General features: G+C 65.9%; 14 protein-coding genes. 8 read left to right on the top strand and 6 right to left on the bottom strand.

What is annotated here, in order from left to right:
- Positions 1–2: 2 nt before the first annotated feature.
- Positions 3–3,446, bottom strand: coding sequence for a DNA translocase FtsK (locus tag NK8_RS04485; protein WP_213227683.1), 3,444 nt, complete (start codon positions 3,444–3,446; stop codon positions 3–5).
- A gap of 197 nt (positions 3,447–3,643) precedes the next feature.
- Positions 3,644–4,207: an META domain-containing protein gene (locus tag NK8_RS04490; protein ID WP_213227685.1), complete on the bottom strand. Its 564-nt coding sequence runs from the start codon at positions 4,205–4,207 to the stop codon at positions 3,644–3,646.
- A gap of 266 nt (positions 4,208–4,473) precedes the next feature.
- On the opposite strand from NK8_RS04490, the gene purT reads away from it, so the two are divergent.
- The 4 genes from purT to NK8_RS04510 all read left to right on the top strand — a co-directional run bounded on the left by purT (position 4,474) and on the right by NK8_RS04510 (position 8,288).
- Positions 4,474–5,706: a formate-dependent phosphoribosylglycinamide formyltransferase gene (purT, locus tag NK8_RS04495; protein ID WP_213227687.1), complete on the top strand. Its 1,233-nt coding sequence runs from the start codon at positions 4,474–4,476 to the stop codon at positions 5,704–5,706.
- 31 nt (positions 5,707–5,737) lie between these two features.
- On the top strand, positions 5,738–5,908 hold the full coding sequence (locus NK8_RS04500) for a DUF6726 family protein (protein ID WP_213227689.1): 171 nt from the start codon (positions 5,738–5,740) through the stop codon (positions 5,906–5,908).
- Between the two features lie 43 nt (positions 5,909–5,951).
- On the top strand, positions 5,952–6,308 hold the full coding sequence (locus NK8_RS04505) for an MliC family protein (protein WP_213228483.1): 357 nt from the start codon (positions 5,952–5,954) through the stop codon (positions 6,306–6,308).
- A gap of 492 nt (positions 6,309–6,800) precedes the next feature.
- A complete protein-coding gene (locus tag NK8_RS04510; protein ID WP_213227691.1) occupies positions 6,801–8,288 on the top strand; it encodes a DEAD/DEAH box helicase in 1,488 nt (495 codons plus the stop codon).
- Between the two features lie 66 nt (positions 8,289–8,354).
- Here the strand turns inward: NK8_RS04510 and gluQRS are convergent, their stop codons facing one another.
- Together gluQRS and NK8_RS04520 are read right to left on the bottom strand one after the other, a co-directional pair.
- Positions 8,355–9,224 carry a tRNA glutamyl-Q(34) synthetase GluQRS gene (gene gluQRS / locus NK8_RS04515; RefSeq protein ID WP_213227693.1) on the bottom strand — a complete coding sequence of 290 codons (870 nt, stop codon included), beginning with the start codon at positions 9,222–9,224 and terminating at the stop codon, positions 8,355–8,357.
- 9 nt (positions 9,225–9,233) lie between these two features.
- Positions 9,234–10,094 carry a sulfurtransferase gene (locus tag NK8_RS04520; RefSeq protein WP_162065263.1) on the bottom strand — a complete coding sequence of 287 codons (861 nt, stop codon included), beginning with the start codon at positions 10,092–10,094 and terminating at the stop codon, positions 9,234–9,236.
- Positions 10,095–10,320: 226 nt separating this feature from the next.
- Here NK8_RS04520 and dnaE point away from each other — a divergent pair, with 226 nt between their 5' ends.
- On the top strand, positions 10,321–13,833 hold the full coding sequence (dnaE, locus tag NK8_RS04525; protein WP_225936201.1) for a DNA polymerase III subunit alpha: 3,513 nt from the start codon (positions 10,321–10,323) through the stop codon (positions 13,831–13,833).
- Complete coding sequence (locus tag NK8_RS04530; protein ID WP_213227697.1) at positions 13,833–14,897, top strand: glycosyltransferase family 4 protein; 1,065 nt, start codon at positions 13,833–13,835, stop codon at positions 14,895–14,897. The genes dnaE and NK8_RS04530 overlap by 1 nt, the downstream gene beginning before the upstream one ends.
- A 6-nt stretch (positions 14,898–14,903) precedes the next feature.
- Here NK8_RS04530 and NK8_RS04535 read toward each other — a convergent pair whose 3' ends face one another.
- Positions 14,904–15,665, bottom strand: coding sequence for a glycosyltransferase family 2 protein (locus NK8_RS04535; protein ID WP_213227699.1), 762 nt, complete (start codon positions 15,663–15,665; stop codon positions 14,904–14,906).
- 46 nt (positions 15,666–15,711) lie between these two features.
- Positions 15,712–16,707 carry a glycosyltransferase gene (locus tag NK8_RS04540; protein ID WP_225936202.1) on the bottom strand — a complete coding sequence of 332 codons (996 nt, stop codon included), beginning with the start codon at positions 16,705–16,707 and terminating at the stop codon, positions 15,712–15,714.
- Between the two features lie 170 nt (positions 16,708–16,877).
- On the opposite strand from NK8_RS04540, the gene NK8_RS04545 reads away from it, so the two are divergent.
- A complete protein-coding gene (locus tag NK8_RS04545) occupies positions 16,878–18,143 on the top strand; it encodes an O-antigen ligase (protein ID WP_225936203.1) in 1,266 nt (421 codons plus the stop codon).
- An 89-nt stretch (positions 18,144–18,232) separates the two neighbouring features.
- Positions 18,233–20,017 carry a lipid A export permease/ATP-binding protein MsbA gene (gene msbA, locus NK8_RS04550; protein ID WP_162065269.1) on the top strand — a complete coding sequence of 595 codons (1,785 nt, stop codon included), beginning with the start codon at positions 18,233–18,235 and terminating at the stop codon, positions 20,015–20,017.
- Positions 20,018–20,102: the final 85 nt, after the last annotated feature.

Consider the following 20,102-nt stretch of genomic DNA (forward strand, 5'->3'; position numbering starts at 1 on the left):
CGTCACTCCGCCGGGCCGGGCGGCGCGAGCACTTCGCGGTTGCCGTTGTTGCTCATCGACGAGACCAGGCCCGCGCTTTCCATCTGCTCGACGAGGCGCGCCGCGCGGTTATAGCCGATGCGCAACTGCCGCTGCACCGACGATATCGACGCGCGCCGCGTACGCACGACGAACGCCACGGCTTCGTCGTAGAGCGGATCGGCTTCGGCGTCGGGCGAATCGCCGAACAGGTCCTGCGTGCCGCCTTCGGACGTCGGCCCGGACAGAATGCCTTCCTCGTACTCCGGCTCGCCGAACTGCTTCAGATACTCGACCACGCGGTGCACTTCGTCGTCCGCGACGAACGCACCGTGCACGCGCTGCGGGTAGCCTGTGCCCGGCGGCAGGAACAGCATATCGCCCGCGCCGAGCAGCGACTCCGCGCCCATCTGGTCGAGAATCGTGCGCGAATCGATCTTCGACGACACCTGGAACGCCACGCGCGTCGGAATGTTCGCCTTGATGAGACCGGTGATCACGTCCACCGACGGCCGCTGCGTCGCGAGAATCAGGTGGATGCCGGCCGCGCGCGCTTTCTGCGCGAGCCGCGCGATCAACTGCTCGATCTGCTTGCCCGCGACCATCATCAGGTCGGCCAGCTCGTCGATGACCACGACGATGAGCGGCAGCGTCGCGAGCGGCTCGGGCGCATCGGGCGTGAGCGAGAACGGGTTCGTAAGCTTCTTGCCCGCGGCCTCGGTGTTGCGGATCTTCTGGTTGAAGCCCTGCAGATTGCGCACGCCGACCGCCGACATCAACCGGTAACGCTTCTCCATTTCGCCGACGCACCAGTTGAGCGCGTTCGACGCGAGCTTCATGTCCGTCACGACCGGCGCGAGCAGATGCGGAATGCCTTCGTAGACGGACAGCTCCAGCATCTTCGGGTCGATCATGATGAGGCGCACGTCCTCGGGCTTCGCCTTGTAGAGCAGCGAGAGGATCATCGCGTTGATCGCGACCGACTTGCCCGAGCCCGTCGTGCCCGCGACGAGCATGTGCGGCGCCTTCGCCAGATCCGTCACGACCGGATTGCCGACGATGTCCTTGCCCATCGCGATGGTCAGATTCGACTTCGAGTTGCGATAGACGTCGTCCTCCAGGATCTCGGAGAGGCGGATCATCTGGCGCTTCGCGTTCGGCAGTTCGAGGCCCATGCAGGTCTTGCCGGGAATCGTCTCGACGACGCGGATCGACGTGAGGCCGAGACCGCGCGACAGATCCTTCATCAGCCCGACGATCTGGCTGCCGCGCACGCCGAGCGCCGGCTCGACCTCAAAGCGCGTGATGACCGGACCCGCCGACGCGCCGACCACCGTCACCGGCACCTTGAATTCCTGCAGACGCTGCTCGATAAGCTGACCGGTTTCCATCAGGCGCTCCTCGGAGACCGGCTCGATCTCGCCGGACGCGGGTTCGAGCAGATCGAGCGTCGGCAATTCAACCGCCGATGCATGCGGCGCGTGGAACTCGAATTCGGTCGGCGCGGAGCCGCGCACCGGAGCGCGCGGTTCGGGCGGGGAGGGCGGTGTCGTGGCCGGCTGAGGCGCGCTGACCATGACCGGAAAGCGCACGATGTTCGATGGCGACGCGAATTCTTCTTCCTCGACCTCCGGCCTTGGCGACGGCGCTTCATCGACGATGTGCAGAAGCGGCGGGGCAGGGGGCTCGTGTTCGTCGCTGTTCGAATCGAGGGCGTCCAGCCACGGTGGCGTCTGCACCATGTCGCGCAAGTCGGTTTCCGGTTCTGATGCTCGCGGTGCGGACGGCGTGTCGAAGTGCGCGGGCTCCGGTTCTTGCGCCGGGATTTCCTCGATGATCGTTTCGCGTGCCGCTGGCACAGCCAGCTCGATCGGCGCGATATCGGGTGCCGATGGTTCCGGCAGGCGCATGTCGAACAGCGGCGGCGGCTCGACGAGCGTCGGCGCGATTGCGTGAGCATCGATCAGCGGCGTCTCGATGCGTTCCTCGGTTTCCGCGATCTCGACCGGCGCTGGCGTCTCTGGCTGCACGAGCGCTTCATGCTCCGCTTCGACGATGGCCGGCGTGGGTTCATCGGCGGTCAACGGCTCCGACGTCTCCATGCCCGGTTGAACGGCGGGTTGTCCGGCGCGCGCCATCGCAACATGTCCGCGAGCGAGACTGGCGCCGGCGAGCGATGTCCACATCGCGGCCTTTTCCTCGATGGAGCGCAGCGTCGCCTGAATCGCTTCCGCTGCGGGCGGCGCCGCGGGCGGTCCGGGCGGCGCGGCCGGGCGCGAGAAGGCGGGCGCGTCGAGCGGCACGGGCGTGAACTCGCGCGTGGCGGGGTTCACGGCCGGGCGCACCGGCGCGCGTCTGAAGCCCTGCGGCGCCTGCGGCAGCGGCGGTTTGCGAGCGGCGCTCACACCCACCGCGACCGATGTCGACGCGCTCGCCACGCCCGACATCCGTTGCGCGGGCATCGACGTCACCGGACTGCGCGGGCGATCCATGCGCGGCGCGCTGGGCGTCGGCGTCGCGGTCGGCGCGCGCGGTTTGTCGGCGGCGACGGACGCGCGCAAGCCCGAGCCCGACGGCTCGAACGAGGATGCCTGACGCGGCGCAAACTGCGCGCGCGCGTCGCGATTCGCCGATGACGCAGACAGGTTCGACCAGCCCACAGGCGCGACCGGCTCCGTCTGCGTCAACGGACGCGCGACGCCGGCAGCCTCGAAAGCGGGGCGTTTGGCGTAAGCCTCGGCGGTGGCGACGGCGCTCGCGGCGGCCGCCACGGTGCGGCTGGCGGCGCTCTTGGCTTGCGCGGGTGGCCGCCACGCGGTCGGCCGCTGATAGCGGCTGCTGCGGGGACCGGTCGGGAGGCCGAGCGTCGGCTCCTCGGGCGACGTGCGGGGCAGCGACGCATCGAAACGCTCGGCGCGAAGACCACGTTCCTGCGATTCGCGCGACGCCTTCGCGCGGGCGCGACGCTCGAACCAGCCGACGGATTTGTCGCGGCTGGCGGCGCTCTGCCGGGGCTCGCTGTCGCGCTCGCGCGGCGCGAGCCAAGGTTGTGGCAAGCCGAAGCCGAATGCTTCATCGGCCCACGCAAGCACCGAACGCCAGCTGAACTCGACGAGCCAGGGCAGGAAGATCGCGAGCACGATGGCCGCGATCGCGCCCGCGCCGCCCGGATGCGCAATGCCGCTCAGCGCGGAGGCGAGTGCGCGTCCGCCGCGATTGATGTTCGCCTGCGTTTCGAACGAGCCCGCGAGCACGCCTTCGAGCGTGCAGCTTGCGAGCAGCACGGCAATAAAGCCGAGCCAGAGGCGGATGGTGCCGGGGCCGCGCACCCCGCTGCCGCCCGGCAGCGCCAGTTTGACGACGCGCCAGAAGAGCGGAAGAAACCAGACCACGGATGCACCGAACCAGCCGAGAACTACCATGTGCATGCTTGAGATTGAATCAATGTTGTGTGAAACGAATGAGACTGCTGCCCGGACGCGCCGATTTCGGCTGCGGGCCGGACGGTTCGATCGAGCAGTTTAACGGGTGGCGCGGGGTGCCGTGCGGCCGCAACGCGCCTGCCGCAACTACGCAACACCTCTTTTCGACGAAGCTTGCGGCGCGCCCTCGCGCGCCGGGACGTTCACTTCGCGCGCGGCGCAAAGGTGAGGACCTGACCGTCGTCGAGCGTCAGTTGCAGCGCTTGCGGCGGCAGCATCTGCACGCCGCTTTTCGCGATATGCGCGAGTGCATCGAGATACGGGCGTTCCAGCGCGGCGCCCGCGCCGGATACGCACGCCATGCGCGTACCGGCGAGCGGGCCGAAGCTGAGCTTGCCGTCCTTCAGGTCATAGGCGCCGCTGAAGCGATTGCAGCCCGAGTAGCCGCTGGCCTGGCGCCGGCCGTTCGCGGTCGAGAAATCGAGCGTGAGCGGCTTCGCGCCGTTCTCATCGGCGTGCGGCACGGCGCGCGGCTGGCCGCTCGCGTCGGTCCAGCTGGTGAGGGTCCAGTGCGTATCGTCGAGCAATTGCGTGGCGGCGGGATTATAAGGATCGGCGGGCGGCGCGCTGGCGTCGGGATGTCTCGGCATCGCGCAACCGGCGACGACGCTCGCTACCACGAGCAGCGCGCACGCGCGCGAGACCAGCGACGATGAGCGCGGCGAACGCGAAGAAGAAGCGGACGCGCGAAGGAAGTGCGTGGGCATCGATGATCCTGAAGCTGGCGAAACCGTAAGGGTATCGCACGCGTCCTACAGTTTGTCTAGCACCCGTGTGCAACAAAATGAGCAGCAAAGTGGCCGGAACGCGGATTTCGCTCTTGATCGCGCCGGGGAATTCCGAAGTGCATTCGTGTGTCAATACCGTCTGTGAGCACGCTGTCAATAGACCGGATGGCAAAGTGTTGCGCGCCGCGCTGCGTGTTAACATCGCGCCCAATTCAGCCGCTTTCCGATCCGATTCTGGAGCACTTATGCAGACCGATCCACTCCGCGCCGGCGCCACCCGCATCGGCACGCCGCTTTCTTCCAACGCCACGCGCGTGATGCTGCTCGGCGCGGGCGAACTCGGCAAGGAAGTGATCATCGCGCTGCAGCGGCTGGGCGTCGAGGTGATCGCCGTGGATCGCTATGCGAACGCGCCGGGGCATCAGGTCGCACATCGCGCGCACGTGATCGACATGACCGACGCCGCCGCGCTGCGCGCGCTCGTCGAAAAAGAACAGCCGCATCTGATCGTGCCGGAGATCGAAGCGATCGCCACCGACGCGCTCGCCGGGATCGAAGCGGCAGGGCTTGCCACCGTCATCCCGACCGCCCGCGCCACGCAACTCACGATGAATCGCGAAGGCATCCGGCGTCTCGCCGCCGAGGAGCTCGGTCTGCCGACTTCGCCGTACGCGTTCGCGCAGTCGCTCGACGAGATGAAGGCGGCGATCGCACGGATTGGTTTTCCGTGTGTCGTGAAGCCGGTGATGTCGTCGTCGGGCAAGGGACAATCGGTGCTGAAAAGCGACGCCGACGTCGAACCCGCCTGGAATTACGCGATGGCGGGCGGGCGCGTGAATCACGGGCGCGTGATCGTCGAGGGCTTCATCGACTTTGAATACGAAATCACGCAGCTGACCGTGCGCGCGGCGGACCCCGCGAGCGGCGAGACGCAGACGTATTTCTGCGATCCGATCGGGCACGTTCAGGTTGCGGGCGATTACGTCGAATCGTGGCAGCCGCAGGCGATGAGCCCCGCGGCGCTCGCGAAAGCGCGCGATGTCGCCGCAAAGGTGACGACCGCGCTCGGCGGACGGGGACTTTTCGGCGTCGAGCTGTTCGTGCGCGGCGACGACGTGTGGTTCTCGGAAGTGAGCCCGCGCCCGCACGATACCGGTCTCGTCACGCTCGCGACGCAGCGCTTCTCGGAATTCGAACTGCACGCGCGCGCCATCCTCGGCTTGCCCGTCGATACCTCGTTGCGCGAGCCGGGTGCGTCCGCTGTGATCTACGGCGGTCTGGACGAGGCGGGCATCGCGTTCGAGGGCGTGGCAGACGCGCTCGCCGTGCCGGGTGCGGATCTGCGGCTGTTCGGCAAACCGGAGAGCTTCGCGAAGCGCCGCATGGGCGTCGCACTCGCGACGGGCGTCGACACCGACGAAGCCCGCGAACGCGCCAAGCTCGCGGCGTCGAAAGTCAGGCCGGTGACGGCCAGGTAACCGGCGCGCGGGCGCCGGCGGGAGTAAGAACGTGAAATGGAAAGTGCTGGCCGTGCTCGTCGCGGCGTCCTTCTGCCTGTCGGGCTGCGGCCTCGCGGCGGCGCCATGCCGGATCGCGTCGGCGGGGCTGAAGATCGTGCCGGTCGTCGGCCACGTCGCGGCCGCGCCGACCGATGCGTGCGCCGAGGTGATCGATCCGTGAACTGCGACGTCGCGCCGACATCCAACGATTCGAGAACAAGATGATGAAACGACTTCTCGCCGTTACGCTCGCGTCGCTCGGTGCGCAGGCCGCGCTGGCGATGCCTCTCACCGTGCCGCAGATCCAGACCGCGTCGACGCAAACCACGCGCTACGACTGCAAGGACGGCAAGAGCGTGTCCGTTCAGTACACGAACACGCGCAACCATCAGAGTTTCGCGGCGCTGACCGTCGACGGGCGCAAACTGCTGTTCGTGAACGTGCTCGCGGGATCGGGCGCCAGATACGTCGCCGATCAATACACGTGGTGGACCAAGGGCCCGCAGGCCAATCTCTACGACGAAATGGCCGCGAAGGATTCCCCGCCGCTGCTTGCGGATTGCGAGGCGCGCAAGAAGTAGGCGCGCCGCGTGCTGGCATCTGGTCCGGGACGCGCTTTCGCGCGGCGGGGGGCGTCCCGGCGCTCGGTGCTACAATGTGCGGCTTTCCGGCAGTGAGCGTCACCGCCGGGCCGAATCGCGGATTTTTCCCGGTGTCGCCGTTCGCTGCCGGCTTGAGCGGCGAACGGCATGCGGGACCTCGAGCGAGCCGCCGCTCGACCAGAACGAGCGATGCGTGCCATGAAGGCGTCATCGAAACCGTGTTCCATCGGCGCGCGGGCTCGCGAACCGAAGCGAGTCAAATGAGCGGGCCAGTGAGCGGGCGACCGAGGCTCGATGAACCGGCCGCCTGGTCCACGCGCATGTGGCGCCTGACCGATGCGCCGCGTGCGCCAACGAAACCCATCCGTTCAAGCAAGCGATCGCGACGATCGACCGAACCACCCGACCGCCGCCCGATTTTTCACGCGCGCGCCGCAGCGCGGCACTTTAGCGAAAGCACATATAGTCACCATGTCTGATTCCGTCGCCATGAACACGTCCACCGCACAGGCCGCCGCGCCGACGTTCGACCAGTTCGGATTGTCCGCCGACATCCTGAAAGCGGTGAGCGAGTCCGGCTACACCATACCCACGCCGATCCAGGCGCAGGCGATCCCGGTCGTCCTCGCGGGCCGCGATGTCATGGGCGCCGCGCAGACCGGCACCGGCAAGACCGCGAGTTTCTCGCTGCCGATCATCCAGCGCCTGCTGCCGTCGGCGAACACGAGCGCGTCGCCGGCGCGCCATCCGGTGCGCGCGCTGATGCTCACGCCGACGCGCGAACTCGCCGATCAGGTCGCCGCCAACGTGCAGACCTACTCGAAGCACACGCCGTTGCGTAGCACCGTCGTGTTCGGCGGCGTCGACATGAATCCGCAGTCCGACGCGCTGCGCCGCGGCGTCGAAATCCTGATCGCGACGCCCGGGCGACTGCTCGATCACGTCCAGCAGAAGACGGTCAATCTCGGCCAGGTGCAGATGCTCGTGCTCGACGAAGCTGACCGCATGCTGGACATGGGCTTTCTGCCCGACCTGCAGCGCATCCTGAATCTGTTGCCGAAGGAGCGCCAGACGCTGCTGTTCTCGGCTACTTTTTCGCCCGAAATCAAGAAGCTCGCAGCCACCTACTTGCGCGATCCGCAGACGATCGAAGTCGCGCGCAGCAATTCGACCGCTACCAACGTGCGCCAGATCGTTTTCGAGGTGCACGAGAGCGACAAGTCCGGCGCGGTCGCGCAGCTGATTCGCGAGCGCCAACTGAAGCAGGTGATCGTGTTCTGCAACAGCAAGATCGGCGCGAGCCGGCTCGCGCGGGTGCTGGAGCGCGATGGCATCATCGCGACGGCGATTCACGGCGACCGCTCGCAGAGCGAACGCATGCAGGCGCTCGACGCGTTCAAGCGCGGCGAGGTCGAGGCGCTCGTCGCGACGGACGTGGCCGCGCGCGGTCTCGATATCGCCGAATTGCCGGCGGTCATCAACTTCGATCTGCCGTTCAACGCGGAAGATTACGTGCACCGCATCGGCCGCACGGGACGCGCGGGCGCATCCGGCGACGCGCTGTCGCTGTGCAGCGCGAACGAGCGCAAGCAGCTTGCCGATATCGAAAAGCTCATCAAGCGTCCGCTGGAAGTCGAGCAACTCGTGGTCGCGACGCGCGTGCATCGCGACGGTTCGGCGCCGCTGCGCCGCGACGAGCGCTTCGGCCGTCCGGAGCGCGGCGAGCATCGCCATGCGCCGCGTGAGGAAGCGGGTTCGCGTCGCCGTGCGACGGGCTCGCACGACCGTCCGCGCGGCCGTCAGCAGCCCGTCGACGAGTTTTTCCTGAAGCCTTACGAGCCGTCGCCGTCGGCGATGAAGCGTCACGAGGAAACGGTCGAGCCGGAACGCAAGAGCGGGCCGAAGCAGCCGCTCGCGGCGTTGCTCGGCGGTTTGGGCATGCCGCGCAAATCGTCTTGATCTCCAAGATGCCGATGTGAAAAAGGCAGCCCGTGTGGCTGCCTTTTTTGTGTCTGGAAAAAGGATTCAGTGCCCGAAGCGCTTCGCCCATTCTGTCGTCGCGGCGCTGTAGAACGCTTCGATCGAATGCGCCGGCACATTGATATCCAGATGCCGCGCCGCCTCGGCGAGCGCATCGAGCGGCGCGTTGCGGTCGAGCGGCGCGGCACCCGTCTGCTTGCTGAGTTTTTCGCCGATGGAGTTGTTCACGACCGGCACGTGCAGATAAGCCGGCGTCGGTACGCCCAGGCACTGCTGGAGATAGATCTGCCGCGCGGTCGAATCGAGCAAATCGGCGCCGCGCACGACGTCCGTGATCGCGGCGTCGGCGTCATCGACGACCACGGCGAGTTGATAAGCCCACAGTCCGTCCGCGCGCTTCAGCGCGAAATCGCCGACTTCGGTCGCGAGATCCTGCGTCTGCGGCCCCTGCCAGCGATCGACAAAACCAATGCGCGCCGCGTCTTCGTCCGGCACGCGCAGACGCCATGCGCGCGCGGGCTTGCCGTGCAGGCCATCGCGGCACGTGCCCGGATACGCGAGCGTCGCATGACGCGCATGCGCGTGAACGAGCGAATCGGCGATTTCGCGCCGCGTGCAGCCGCACGGATAGATCAGGCCCGTTTGCTGGAGACGCTCGAACGCCGCCGCGTAGGCCGCGCCGCGCTCGCTTTGCCAGACCGGCGGCTCGTCCGAATGCATGCCGAAGTGCGCGAGCGTCGCGAGGATGTCATCGGCGGCGCGGGGCACGCTGCGCGGCGTATCGACGTCTTCGATCCGCACGATCCAGCGTCCGCCGTGCGCGCGCGCATCGAGAAAACTCGCGAGCGCGCTGACGAGCGAGCCCGCGTGCAGCGGTCCGGTGGGCGAGGGCGCGAAGCGGCCGCGATAGGTCATCGAATACGGTTACGCCGCCTGACCGATGGCGTCCGGATGGCACGCCGGGCACGTCTCGCCCGGCTTGTAGAACGGCGACTGCTGATCTTCCTCGCTGACCACCGCGCGGCAGCCGAAGCACTGGGCCGTCGCGGTCGGCTGCAGGTTCGGATCGAGCGCCGTGCGGTAATCGAACACGAAGCACTCGCCGTTGTAATGCGCGCCGCCCACTTCCTCGAAATACTTCAGAATGCCGCCTTCGAGCTGATAAACGTGCTCGATGCCCACTTCCTTCATGTGAATCGCGGCCTTTTCACAGCGAATACCGCCCGTGCAGAACGACACGACGGTCTTGCCTTCCATGTCCGCGCGATTCTGCTCGATCACCTGCGGAAACTCGCTGAATTTCGTGATGCGGTAATCGAGGGCATTGTCGAACGTGCCGACATCGACTTCGAACGCGTTGCGCGTGTCGAGCATCACGACCGGACGGCCTTCGTCGTCGTGGCCGCGGTCGAGCCAGCTCTTGAGCGTGGGAGCATCGACGGAAGGCGCGCGGCCGAGTTCCGGCTTGATCGCGGGCTTTTTCATCGTGATGATTTCGCGCTTCAGTTTGACCAGCATGCGGCGAAACGGCTGCTTCGCGGAGAGGCTTTCCTTGAATTGCAGATCGGCGAAGCGGCCGCCGAAAAGCGCGTCGGCATGAATGTAGTCGATGAATTCGCGGACTTCGGCAACCGGCCCGGCGATGAAAAGGTTGATGCCCTCCGGCGCCAGCAGAATCGTGCCCTTCAGCCCGAGCGCGTTGCAGCGTTCGGCGACGAGCGGCCGCCACGCGGGGCCGTCTTCGATGGTGACGAATTTGTAGGCGGAGAGGTTCAGAATGCTCATGATCGGATGATGCGCCTGACGGCTGTAACGGGTAAAAAGTGCGGATAAACATCCGGCACGAAACACGTATTATCCCGCAAACGGCACGCGTCCTCGCCCGATTCGCGGCGGCGCGTCGCCGGCCCTTGCGCCTGCGCAATTTGCGCAGCGCGCGTGGGCCTTATCCGTTCGGCCAGCGCGCGCCGGAGCCGCCGTCTTCGCGAAAGCCCGCATGTACAATACCGCCATGTCAGATCCCCGCTTCGTTCATCTCCGCGTCCACTCCGAATTCTCGATCGCCGACGGCATCGTGCGACTGGACGACGTCGTCAAGGCTGCCGCAAAAGACGGGCAAGGCGCACTCGCGCTGACCGATCTCGGCAACGCATTCGGTCTGGTGCGCTTCTACAAGGAAGCGCGCGGCAAGGGCGTGAAACCCATCGCCGGCTGCGACGTCTGGATCACCAATCCCGACGACCGCGACAAGCCTTCGCGCCTGCTCCTGCTCGTGCGCGACAAACAGGGCTATCTCAATCTGTGCGAACTGCTGAGCCGGGCGTGGCTGACGAATCAGTATCGCGGCCGCGCCGAGGTGATGGTCGAATGGCTCGAAGGCGGTCTGGCTGAAGGGTTGCTCGCGCTTTCGGGCGCGCAGACGGGCGATATCGGCATGGCGCTCGCGGCGGGCAATGCGGCCAGTGCGCAGCGCAATGCCGAACGCTGGGCCAGGCTCTTTCCGAACGCGTTCTATATCGAGTTGCAGCGCGCGGGTCAGCCGGGCGAGCAGGGGTACATTCAGGAAGCCGTCGCGCTGGCCGCGAAACTGAAGCTGCCCGTTGTCGCCACGCATCCGCTGCAGTTCATGACGGCGGACGACTACACCGCGCACGAAGCGCGCGTGTGTATTTCCGAAGGCGATATCCTCGCGAATCCGCGCCGTCAGAAGCGCTTCACGACGGATCAGTACTTCCGCACGCAGGACGAAATGTGCGCGCTCTTCGCGGACATTCCGTCGGCGCTCGCGAACACCGTCGAGATCGCGAAGCGCTGCAATCTAACGCTCGAACTCGGCAAGCCGAAGCTGCCGCTGTTCCCTACGCCCGATGGCATGTCGCTCGACGACTATCTCATCCAGTTGTCGAAGGAAGGGCTCGAAGTTCGCCTGCAGCAGCTCTATCCCGATGAGACCGAACGCGCAGCGCAGCGCGAGACGTACTACGCGCGTCTGAACTTCGAGTGCGGCACCATCATCAAGATGGGCTTTCCGGGCTACTTCCTGATCGTCGCCGACTTCATCATGTGGGCGAAGAACAACGGCGTGCCGGTCGGTCCGGGCCGCGGTTCGGGCGCGGGCTCGCTCGTCGCTTACGCGCTCGGCATCACGGATCTCGACCCGCTGCGCTACAACCTGCTGTTCGAGCGCTTCCTGAATCCGGAACGCGTGTCGATGCCCGACTTCGACATCGACTTCTGTCAGGAAGGGCGCGATCGAGTCATCCAGTATGTGAAGGGCAAGTACGGCGCCGACGCGGTCTCGCAGATCGCGACCTTCGGCACGATGGCCGCGAAGGCCGCGGTGCGCGACATCGGCCGCGTGCTCGATCTCGGCTACATGTTCACGGACGGCGTCGCGAAGCTGATTCCGTTCAAGCCGGGCAAGCACGTGACCATCGCGGACGCGATGAAGGAAGAGCCGACGCTGCAGGAGCGCTTCGATTCCGAAGACGAAGTGCATCAGCTGCTCGAACTCGCGCAACGCGTGGAAGGGCTGACGCGTAACGTCGGCATGCACGCGGGCGGCGTGCTGATCGCGCCGGGCAAGCTCACGGATTTCTGCCCGCTCTATACGCAGGGCGAAGACGGCGGCGTCGTCAGTCAGTACGACAAGGACGATGTCGAAGCCGTCGGCCTCGTGAAGTTCGACTTTCTGGGTCTGACCACGCTCACGATTCTCGACTGGGCCGAGCGCTATATCCGCCGCCTCGATCCGTCGAAGCAGGACTGGAATCTCGCGCAGGTGCCGCTCGACGATCCGGCCTCGTTCTCGATTCTGAAGAAAGCCAACACCGTCGCCGTGTTCCAGCTTGAAAGCCGCGGCATGCAGGGCATGCTGAAGGACGCTCAGCCGGACCGCTTCGAAGACATCATCGCGCTGGTGGCGCTGTATCGTCCGGGTCCGATGGACCTGATCCCGAGCTTCTGCGCGCGCAAGCACGGACGCGAGATCGTCGAGTATCCGGACCCGCGCGTCGAGCCCGTCCTGAAAGAGACCTACGGCATCATGGTCTACCAGGAGCAGGTGATGCAGATGGCGCAGATCATCGGCGGCTACTCGCTCGGCGGCGCGGACTTGCTGCGTCGCGCGATGGGCAAGAAGAAGCCCGAAGAAATGGCCGAGCATCGCGAGATCTTCGCGGAAGGCGCGGCGAAGAACGGCCTCACGCGCGCGAAGGCGGACGAAACCTTCGACCTGATGGAGAAGTTCGCGGGCTACGGCTTCAACAAGTCGCACGCGGCGGCGTATGCGTTGCTCGCCTATCACACGGCGTGGCTGAAGGCGCATCATCCGGCGGAATTCATGGCGGCCAACATGTCGCTCGCCATGGACGACACCGACAAGGTGAAGATCCTGTTCGAGGACTGCATCGGCAATGGCATGAAGGTGCTGCCGCCGGACATCAATCAGTCGGCATATCGTTTCGAGCCGGTCGCGCAGGCCGATGGCACGCGCTCGAAGACCATTCGCTATGGCCTCGGCGCGGTGAAGGGCAGCGGCCAGAACGCGATCGAGGAAATCCTGCGCGCGCGCGAGGACGGTCCGTTCGTCGATCTGTTCGACTTCTGCGAACGCATCGACCGTCGTGTCGTGAACCGTCGCACGGTCGAGGCGTTGATTCGCTCCGGCGCGTTCGACACGCTGCATGCGAATCGCGCGCAGTTGCTGGCCTCGGTGCCGCTCGCGATGGAAGCCGCCGATCAGGCCGCCGCCAACGCGATGCAGGCCGGCCTCTTCGACATGGGCGACGCGCCGCTCGCCAAACACGAATACGTCGACGAAGCCGAGTGGTCGGACAAGAAGCGTCTGCAGGAAGAGAAGACCGCGCTCGGCTTCTATCTGTCCGGGCATCTGTTCGATGCCTACAAGGGCGAAGTGCGCCGCTTCGTGCGCCAGAAAATCGGCGAACTGAAGGAAGGACGCGACAAGCTGGTTGCAGGCGTGATTTCGGCGATGCGCACGCAAATGACCCAGCGCGGCAAGATGCTGATCGTCAATCTCGACGACGGCAGCGGCCAGTGCGAAGTCACCGTGTTCAACGAACAGTTCGAAGCGAACAAGGCGCTCTTCAAGGAAGACGAGCTGCTCGTCGTGCAGGGGCAGGCGCGCAACGACGCGTTCACCGGCGGCATCCGCTTCACTGTCGATACGGCGATGGACCTCGAACGCGCGCGCAGCCGCTACGCGCAGTCCGTGAAGGTCGAGATGAACGGCAATGCTGACTCTATGCGTCTGCGCCGTGTGCTCGAAGCGCATGCGGCGGGCGCGCAGGAAGCGCCGCCGCCGGCTCCGGCGCGCGAGAACGGCCGCTCGCGTCAAGCCGCGCCGATTCCGAACGGCCTGAACGTGAGCATCGTCTATCGCAGCGAGCATGCCGAAGGCGAAGTGCGCCTCGGCGACGCGTGGCGCGTCAAGCCCACCGACGACCTCATCACGGCGCTGCGCGGCGAATTCGCGGGCAGCGCGATCGAAATCGTCTACTGATGCGTATCGGCATCTCGGCGAATGCGCTGAAGCATTCGGGCGGCCTCGAGCGCTACGCGATGGACCTCGTGCGCGGCCTCGCCGCCGCGGGTTTCGACGGCAAGCAAAAGCCCGCGTTCTTCGCGCGCAAGATCGATCTGTCGCTGCCCGAAAGCAGGTTGATCGAACCGCATCGCATCAAGGTGTCGTTTCTGCCGGGCAAGCTGCGCGATGCGTATTTCTCGTGGGCGCTCAAGCGCGCGCGCAAACGCGCGAAGGTCGATGTGCTCATCGGCTGCAATCGCGTGGAAGGTTCGGAAATTGCCATTTGCGGCGGCACGCACATCGGCTTTCTGCGCGCGACCGGGCGGCGCGAGAAGCGCTCGGACACGCGCCAGATCGCGCTGGAGCGTCGTCAGTACGCTGGCGCGAAGGTGATCGTCGCGCATTCGGACATGATGAGCGACGAACTGCGCGCGTTGTACGGCGTCGACGTCCGGAAAATCCGCGTGCTGTATCCGCCCGTCGACGGCGCGCGCTTCTCGCCGGTCGATGCCACCGCGCGCGCGCGTCTGCGCGAGCAGTTCGGCTTCAAACCCAATGAAACCGTGCTGCTGTTTCCGTCGAGCAGCCATGTGCGCAAGGGCTTGCCGCTGATCGAGAAGGCGCTCGCCGGGATGAACGTGGTCGTCGCGGTGGCGGGGCGCGCGCCGGACAAGCCCGCGGCGAACGTGCGCTATGTCGGCTATGCGAAGAACATCGAAGACGCGTATCGCGCGGCGGATTTCACGATTCTCGCGTCGAGCTACGAGCCGTTCGGGCTGGTCGGCATCGAGTCGGTGATGTGCGGCACGCCGGTGATCTTTCCGGCGTGCATCGGCTGCTGCGATGCAATCGCCGATCACGCGAAGCACGTCTTCAGATCGGGCGACGCCGACGATCTGCGCCGCACGGTGCTCGACGCCATCGATACGCGCCGCGCCGCGCCACGCGTATCGGGCGATGCCGTGCGCTATGACACGAGCGTCGATTCGCACGTTCGCGCATTGCTCGATCTCGCGGGCGACATCAATCAGAAACGCTGAGACGCCTCAGCGCACGTCGTTCAGATGCGCGAGCTTCAGGAAACGGTAATAGACCGTCTGCGCGTTGAACACCGCGATCATGAAGCCGGCCTTGCCGTCGAGGAACCCGCGCCGCAGCACATAGGTCCGCACGAACGCCCAGGCGCCGCGCGTGAGCGCGATGCCGAAGCTGCCGCGCTTGCCGGCCGCGTGCCGTTGTTGGGCGCCGGCCGTCGAATACGCGTCCAGCTTGCGCAGCACCGCTTCGAAATCCTCGTAGGAGTAGTGCATCAGCTTGCCGGACAGGCGCACGACGGGCTTGCCGGTCGACAGCACCAGCCGCTCGTGCACCAGATCAGGTGAGAAGCGCGCCGTGCCGCGCCGGAACAGGCGCGGAATCCAGTCCGGATACCAGCCGCTGTGCTTCACCCACACGCCGCAGAAACTCGACAGGCGATCGACCGCGTACACGTCCGCCTGCGGATCGGTGATCGCCGCGCGGATCGCAGCCGCCAGTTCCGGCGACACGATCTCGTCGGCATCGATGGAAAGCACCCAGTCGGTCGAGAGCGCATCGAGCGCGCGGTTTTTCTGCGGCCCGAAGCCCGGCCAGTCGCGCGCCTCGATCACGCGCGCGCGATGCGCCTCGGCGATGCCCACGGTCGCATCGGTGCTGCCGCCGTCGACGACGACGATTTCGTCGGCGAAGGACACGGCCTGCAGGCATTGCGCGAGCCGCGCGGCCGCGTTATGGGTGATGAGGGCGATGCCAAGAGTCGGAGCGTTCATGGAGCCTTTCGAGCGGCGCTGATGCGTTGTTGTTCTGTCGGCGCGCTCATCCGCGCAGATGCCATTTCACGAAGAAGAATGGCGAGAGCAGCCACGGACACGTCGCATAGACGAACATCTTGACGCGAAAGCCGAAGTCCACGTCCTTCGATGTGAAAAGGAGCGCGACCTTGCGCCCGAGCGGGGCCTCGCCGAACACCTCGCTCACATACGTTTCGCGCGCGGATTTGCGGGCGAGCAGGGCGCGCATCTGTCCGCCGACACCCACTTTCCCGGCATCGCTCACGAGCTGGCGCGTCTCGCCCGTGCCGTTGATGTTCGCGAGCTTGATGCGCGCGACGAAATCTTCCGGCGTGCGCCATTTCCGTTTTCTCGACAGCCCGCCGCGCCGGTACTGCACGAGCGGTTCGTGCAGCGTATGGGCGCCCCGGGTCATGATCGCGCGAAACGTCATGATCTGATCTTCGCCGTAGATGCCGGGCGCGATCGGCCCGAATTCCTCGAAGAGACGCCGCGCCCAGGCGTGCGCCGCGCCGACCACGTGCGGCCGGTTGGCGGACCAGTCCTCGAAGCTGTGGTAGTCGTCGAGGTCGGTCACGCGCAACACGCCGTGCGCCTGGCCGTCGGAATCGATGTCCTGCAGGTCCGACGCGACGAGGTCGTAACGCTTGCCGCTCGCGATCCAGTCGCGCATCACGCGCTCGACGCGCTGCGGCGTGGAGATATCGTCGCCCGCCGCGATGAACAGCATCTCGCCCGACGCGCGCGCCGCGAGCGCGCTCAGATGCGCGCTGATGCCGAGGTTCTGCTCGTTGCGGTAGAGCCGCACGGTGTGCGGGCCGTGGTAATCGCGCACGCAGCGTTCGGCGACGGCAAAGGTGTCGTCGGCGGAGGCATCGTCCGAAATCAGGATTTCGAGCGATGGCCAAGTCTGCGCCAGCGCGCCACGAATCGCGTCGGCGACGGTTTCGTGCTGGTTGAATGTGATGAGCATCAGGCTGGCGAGCGGTGCGTCCGGCCCTGTTTGATGTGTCGCTGGCATCTCGGATTCACAACGCATGGATAGCCCGGCGCGCCTTCCCGGCCGCGGGTCGAGCGTTCCGTGAGCGAAGAGCGTGCCAGGCGGCAACGGCTATAATATCGCGGGTTTTCGGGGCGCGCGACCGGACCGGCCGGTCGAACCCATTCAGGTTCATCGATTTGGAAAAATTTTTGCGTTATTTGATCGCCAGCATGGTCTTGCTGGCGCCTGCGACCACGCTCGTCGTACGGGGCGGAACCGGTTACTGCTTTTTCGTGTTGCTCGCCGTCGCGCTGTTCGCCGGATTCAGCAAGCCGTTCCGGCTCAAGGTCAGTCTGCTCGTCACCGCTTATCCCTGGTACACCGTGGGCATGATGTGCTTCATGGTGTATTTGCCGCTGCAACAGGCCATCGACGGTTATTATCTGCCGCGCGAGTTCGACGGCCTGTCGCGTCTCGCGCTGAGCCTGCCGATTTTTCTGCTGCTCGTGAATGTTCCGATCCGCCATCTGAAGGCGCTCGGCTGGGGCTGCGCGCTCGGTGCGATCGGTGCGGGCGCCTGGGCCGTGGACACCAACCTCCATACGACGATCAACGATCTCAACCGCCTCGGCAACGACTACACGAATCCGATCCCGTACGGCAACACCGCTTTGCTGCTCGGTTTTCTCTCCGTGATGACGATACGCTGGGACGATTATCCCAACGCGCTGCTGAAGCGCCTCGGCATCGCGCTCAAGCTGCTGGGCCTCGCGGGCGGCGTCTACGCCTCGTATCTGTCGGGCACGCGCGGCGGATGGCTCGCGATTCCGCTCTTTCTCGCGCTCTGCTCGCTGAATTTCGGCTGGATCAGGCAGCGCCGCCACTGGCTTGCCGCGTCGATCGTCGCGGTGCTGGCGATATCGGCCCTGCTCGCATCGCCGCTCGGCCGCGAGCGCGTGATGGCGACGCGCTCGGACATCGTGCGCCTGTCGGAAGGCTCGTCGGCGTACAGTTCCATCGGTGCGCGCCTGCAGCTGTGGCGCGCCTCGATCCACCTGTTCGAGGCGCATCCGCTGACGGGCGTCGGCAAGGGGCATCTGGAGGCGTCCCTCAAGGATATGGCGAACAAGGGCGAGGCGCCGGCGTACATCGTCAATCAGCGCGCACACAGCGAGTTCTTTTCGACGATCTCTGAACTGGGCGCGGTGGGCGTCGTCTGTCTCGCGCTGGTCTATTGCGGGCCGCTCGTGTATTTCGTGCGCCATCGGAAATCGCCTCACCGCGATGTATCGACGGCCGCTTATTGCGGAATCGCGGTGTCGGGGTCGGTTATCATCTTCGGTTTGAGCATCGACGTGTTCACGGTGGTGATGAGCACCGCGCTCATCGCGCTCCTCTGGGCCGTGTTGCTCGCGGTCATCACACATGACGCGCGCCCGCCGCAAGGCAAGCCGGGCCGCGCGTCGATCGGCTGATCGTCGAAACGGCCGTTCCGGCGGATGACAACAGCAACAAACGCCGCGCGACACATGAGTCAGGCGCCGGGCCAAGTGGAGATATGCTCTTGAACAACGAAGCAAGTTTGCGCAAACCGATCGGCGGCGTGGAAAGCAGCTCGCCGATGGCCGTCATGCGGCGGCTATGGCCGTATATCCGGCCGCTCATGGGCATGGTGCTGCTCGGCCTGTTGACGATGGGCATCGTCGCCGCGACCGAAGCAGGCATTCCGATGCTGCTCAAACCGCTGCTCGACCACGGCTTCGGCTCGAAGAGCAGCGATCACGCGAAATGGCTCGTGCCGGCCGCGGTCATCGGGCTCGCGCTTCTGCGCGGCTCGGCGCAGTACGCATCGGGCTATTTTCTTTCGTACGTGACGAACAAGATCCTGCTGCAACTGCGGCTCGAGATGTTCCATCGCATGATCCATACGAGCGCGGGCTTCTTCCAGCGCGAAACCGCGAGCACGATCATCAACGCGATCGTCTTCGAGGTGAATCAGATCCTGAGCGTGCTGCAGAGCGTCGTCGTCACGCTCGTGCGCGACTCGCTCACGGTCGTGTTTCTGCTCGGCTATCTGTTCATCCTCAACTGGCGCCTCACGCTGATCGTCGCGGTGATTCTGCCGGCTATCGGCTGGCTCGTCAGCAAGATCAACCGGCGGCTGCGGCGCCTGAACCGCGAGCATCAGACCCTGACCAACGAGCTGTCGTATATCGTCGAGGAGACGGTTGGCGGCTACAAGGTCGTGAAGGTGCATAACGGCGAGCCGTACGAGACCGGCCGCTTCACCGAGATGAGCCATCGCCTGCGCGGCTACGCGATGCGCATGCAGGTGTCGGGCGGCCTCGCGCAGCCGCTCACGCAGTTTCTCGCGTCGATCGCGCTCGCCATCGTCATCACGATCGCGGTCGTGCAGTCGGCGAACGACCAGACGACGGTCGGCGGCTTCGTCGCGTTCGTCACGTCGATGCTGCTCGTGATCTCGCCGCTCAAGCATCTGATCGACATCAACCAGCCCTTGCAGCGCGGCATGACGGCGGCGGAGCTGATCTTCGGCCTGATCGACGAGCCCGCGGAGCCCGAAGGCGGCGGGCGGCGTCTGCCGCGCGCGCGCGGCGAGGTCGAATTCCGCGATGTCACCTTCAGCTACGGCTCGATCGACCGTCCGACGCTCGATCGCGTGTCGTTCAAGGTCGCGCCGGGCGAGATGGTCGCGCTCGCGGGGCCGTCGGGCAGCGGCAAGACCACGCTCGTGAATCTGCTGCCGCGCTTCTTCGATCCGCGCGACGGTCAGGTGCTGGTCGACGGCGTGCCGATCACCGACTACAACCTGCACGACCTGCGCGGCCAGCTCGCGATGGTCAGCCAAGACGTCGTGCTCTTCAACGATACGATCGCGGCGAACGTCGCATACGGGCAGACGCCGGAACGCGAGCGCGTGATGTCGGCGCTCGCGGCGGCGAATCTGTCGGATATGGTGGCGACCTTGCCCGAAGGCATCGATACGCTGATCGGCGGCAATGGCATGCGGCTGTCGGGCGGTCAGCGTCAGCGTCTCGCGATCGCGCGCGCGATCTACAAGGACGCGCCGATCCTGATTCTCGACGAAGCGACCTCGGCGCTGGATTCGGAATCGGAGCGCCACGTGCAGGCTGCGCTCGAAACGCTGATGAAGGGGCGCACGACGCTCGTCATCGCGCATCGTCTGTCGACCATCGAACGCGCGGACCGCATCCTCGTGATGGAGACGGGGAAGATCGCGGAGCAGGGCAGCCACGCGGAGTTGTTGCGCAAAGGCGGCCTGTATGCACATTTGCATCGGATTCAGTATCAGCAGCAGGCGGCGTGATCCTCCAGCCGCGCGATCCCGGTTGATTGTGAGATAGCAGCAATAGCCGGTCTGCAAGCTTCGCTATGATTCGCGTCCCCCATTC

Origin of the sequence: Caballeronia sp. NK8 (assembly GCF_018408855.1) — a bacterium.
Classification (GTDB): domain Bacteria; phylum Pseudomonadota; class Gammaproteobacteria; order Burkholderiales; family Burkholderiaceae; genus Caballeronia.

What these genes read in the sequence shown, in the direction of transcription:
- NK8_RS04485 (WP_213227683.1), bottom strand. Translation starts at nt 3,446, where the DNA reads ATGCACATGGTAGTTCTCGGCTGGTTCGGTGCATCCGTGGTCTGGTTT.
- NK8_RS04490 (WP_213227685.1), bottom strand. Translation starts at nt 4,207, where the DNA reads ATGCCCACGCACTTCCTTCGCGCGTCCGCTTCTTCTTCGCGTTCGCCG.
- purT (WP_213227687.1), top strand. Translation starts at nt 4,474, where the DNA reads ATGCAGACCGATCCACTCCGCGCCGGCGCCACCCGCATCGGCACGCCG.
- NK8_RS04505 (WP_213228483.1), top strand. Translation starts at nt 5,952, where the DNA reads ATGAAACGACTTCTCGCCGTTACGCTCGCGTCGCTCGGTGCGCAGGCC.
- NK8_RS04510 (WP_213227691.1), top strand. Translation starts at nt 6,801, where the DNA reads ATGTCTGATTCCGTCGCCATGAACACGTCCACCGCACAGGCCGCCGCG.
- gluQRS (WP_213227693.1), bottom strand. Translation starts at nt 9,224, where the DNA reads ATGACCTATCGCGGCCGCTTCGCGCCCTCGCCCACCGGACCGCTGCAC.
- NK8_RS04520 (WP_162065263.1), bottom strand. Translation starts at nt 10,094, where the DNA reads ATGAGCATTCTGAACCTCTCCGCCTACAAATTCGTCACCATCGAAGAC.
- dnaE (WP_225936201.1), top strand. Translation starts at nt 10,321, where the DNA reads ATGTCAGATCCCCGCTTCGTTCATCTCCGCGTCCACTCCGAATTCTCG.
- NK8_RS04530 (WP_213227697.1), top strand. Translation starts at nt 13,833, where the DNA reads ATGCGTATCGGCATCTCGGCGAATGCGCTGAAGCATTCGGGCGGCCTC.
- NK8_RS04535 (WP_213227699.1), bottom strand. Translation starts at nt 15,665, where the DNA reads ATGAACGCTCCGACTCTTGGCATCGCCCTCATCACCCATAACGCGGCC.
- NK8_RS04540 (WP_225936202.1), bottom strand. Translation starts at nt 16,707, where the DNA reads ATGCCAGCGACACATCAAACAGGGCCGGACGCACCGCTCGCCAGCCTG.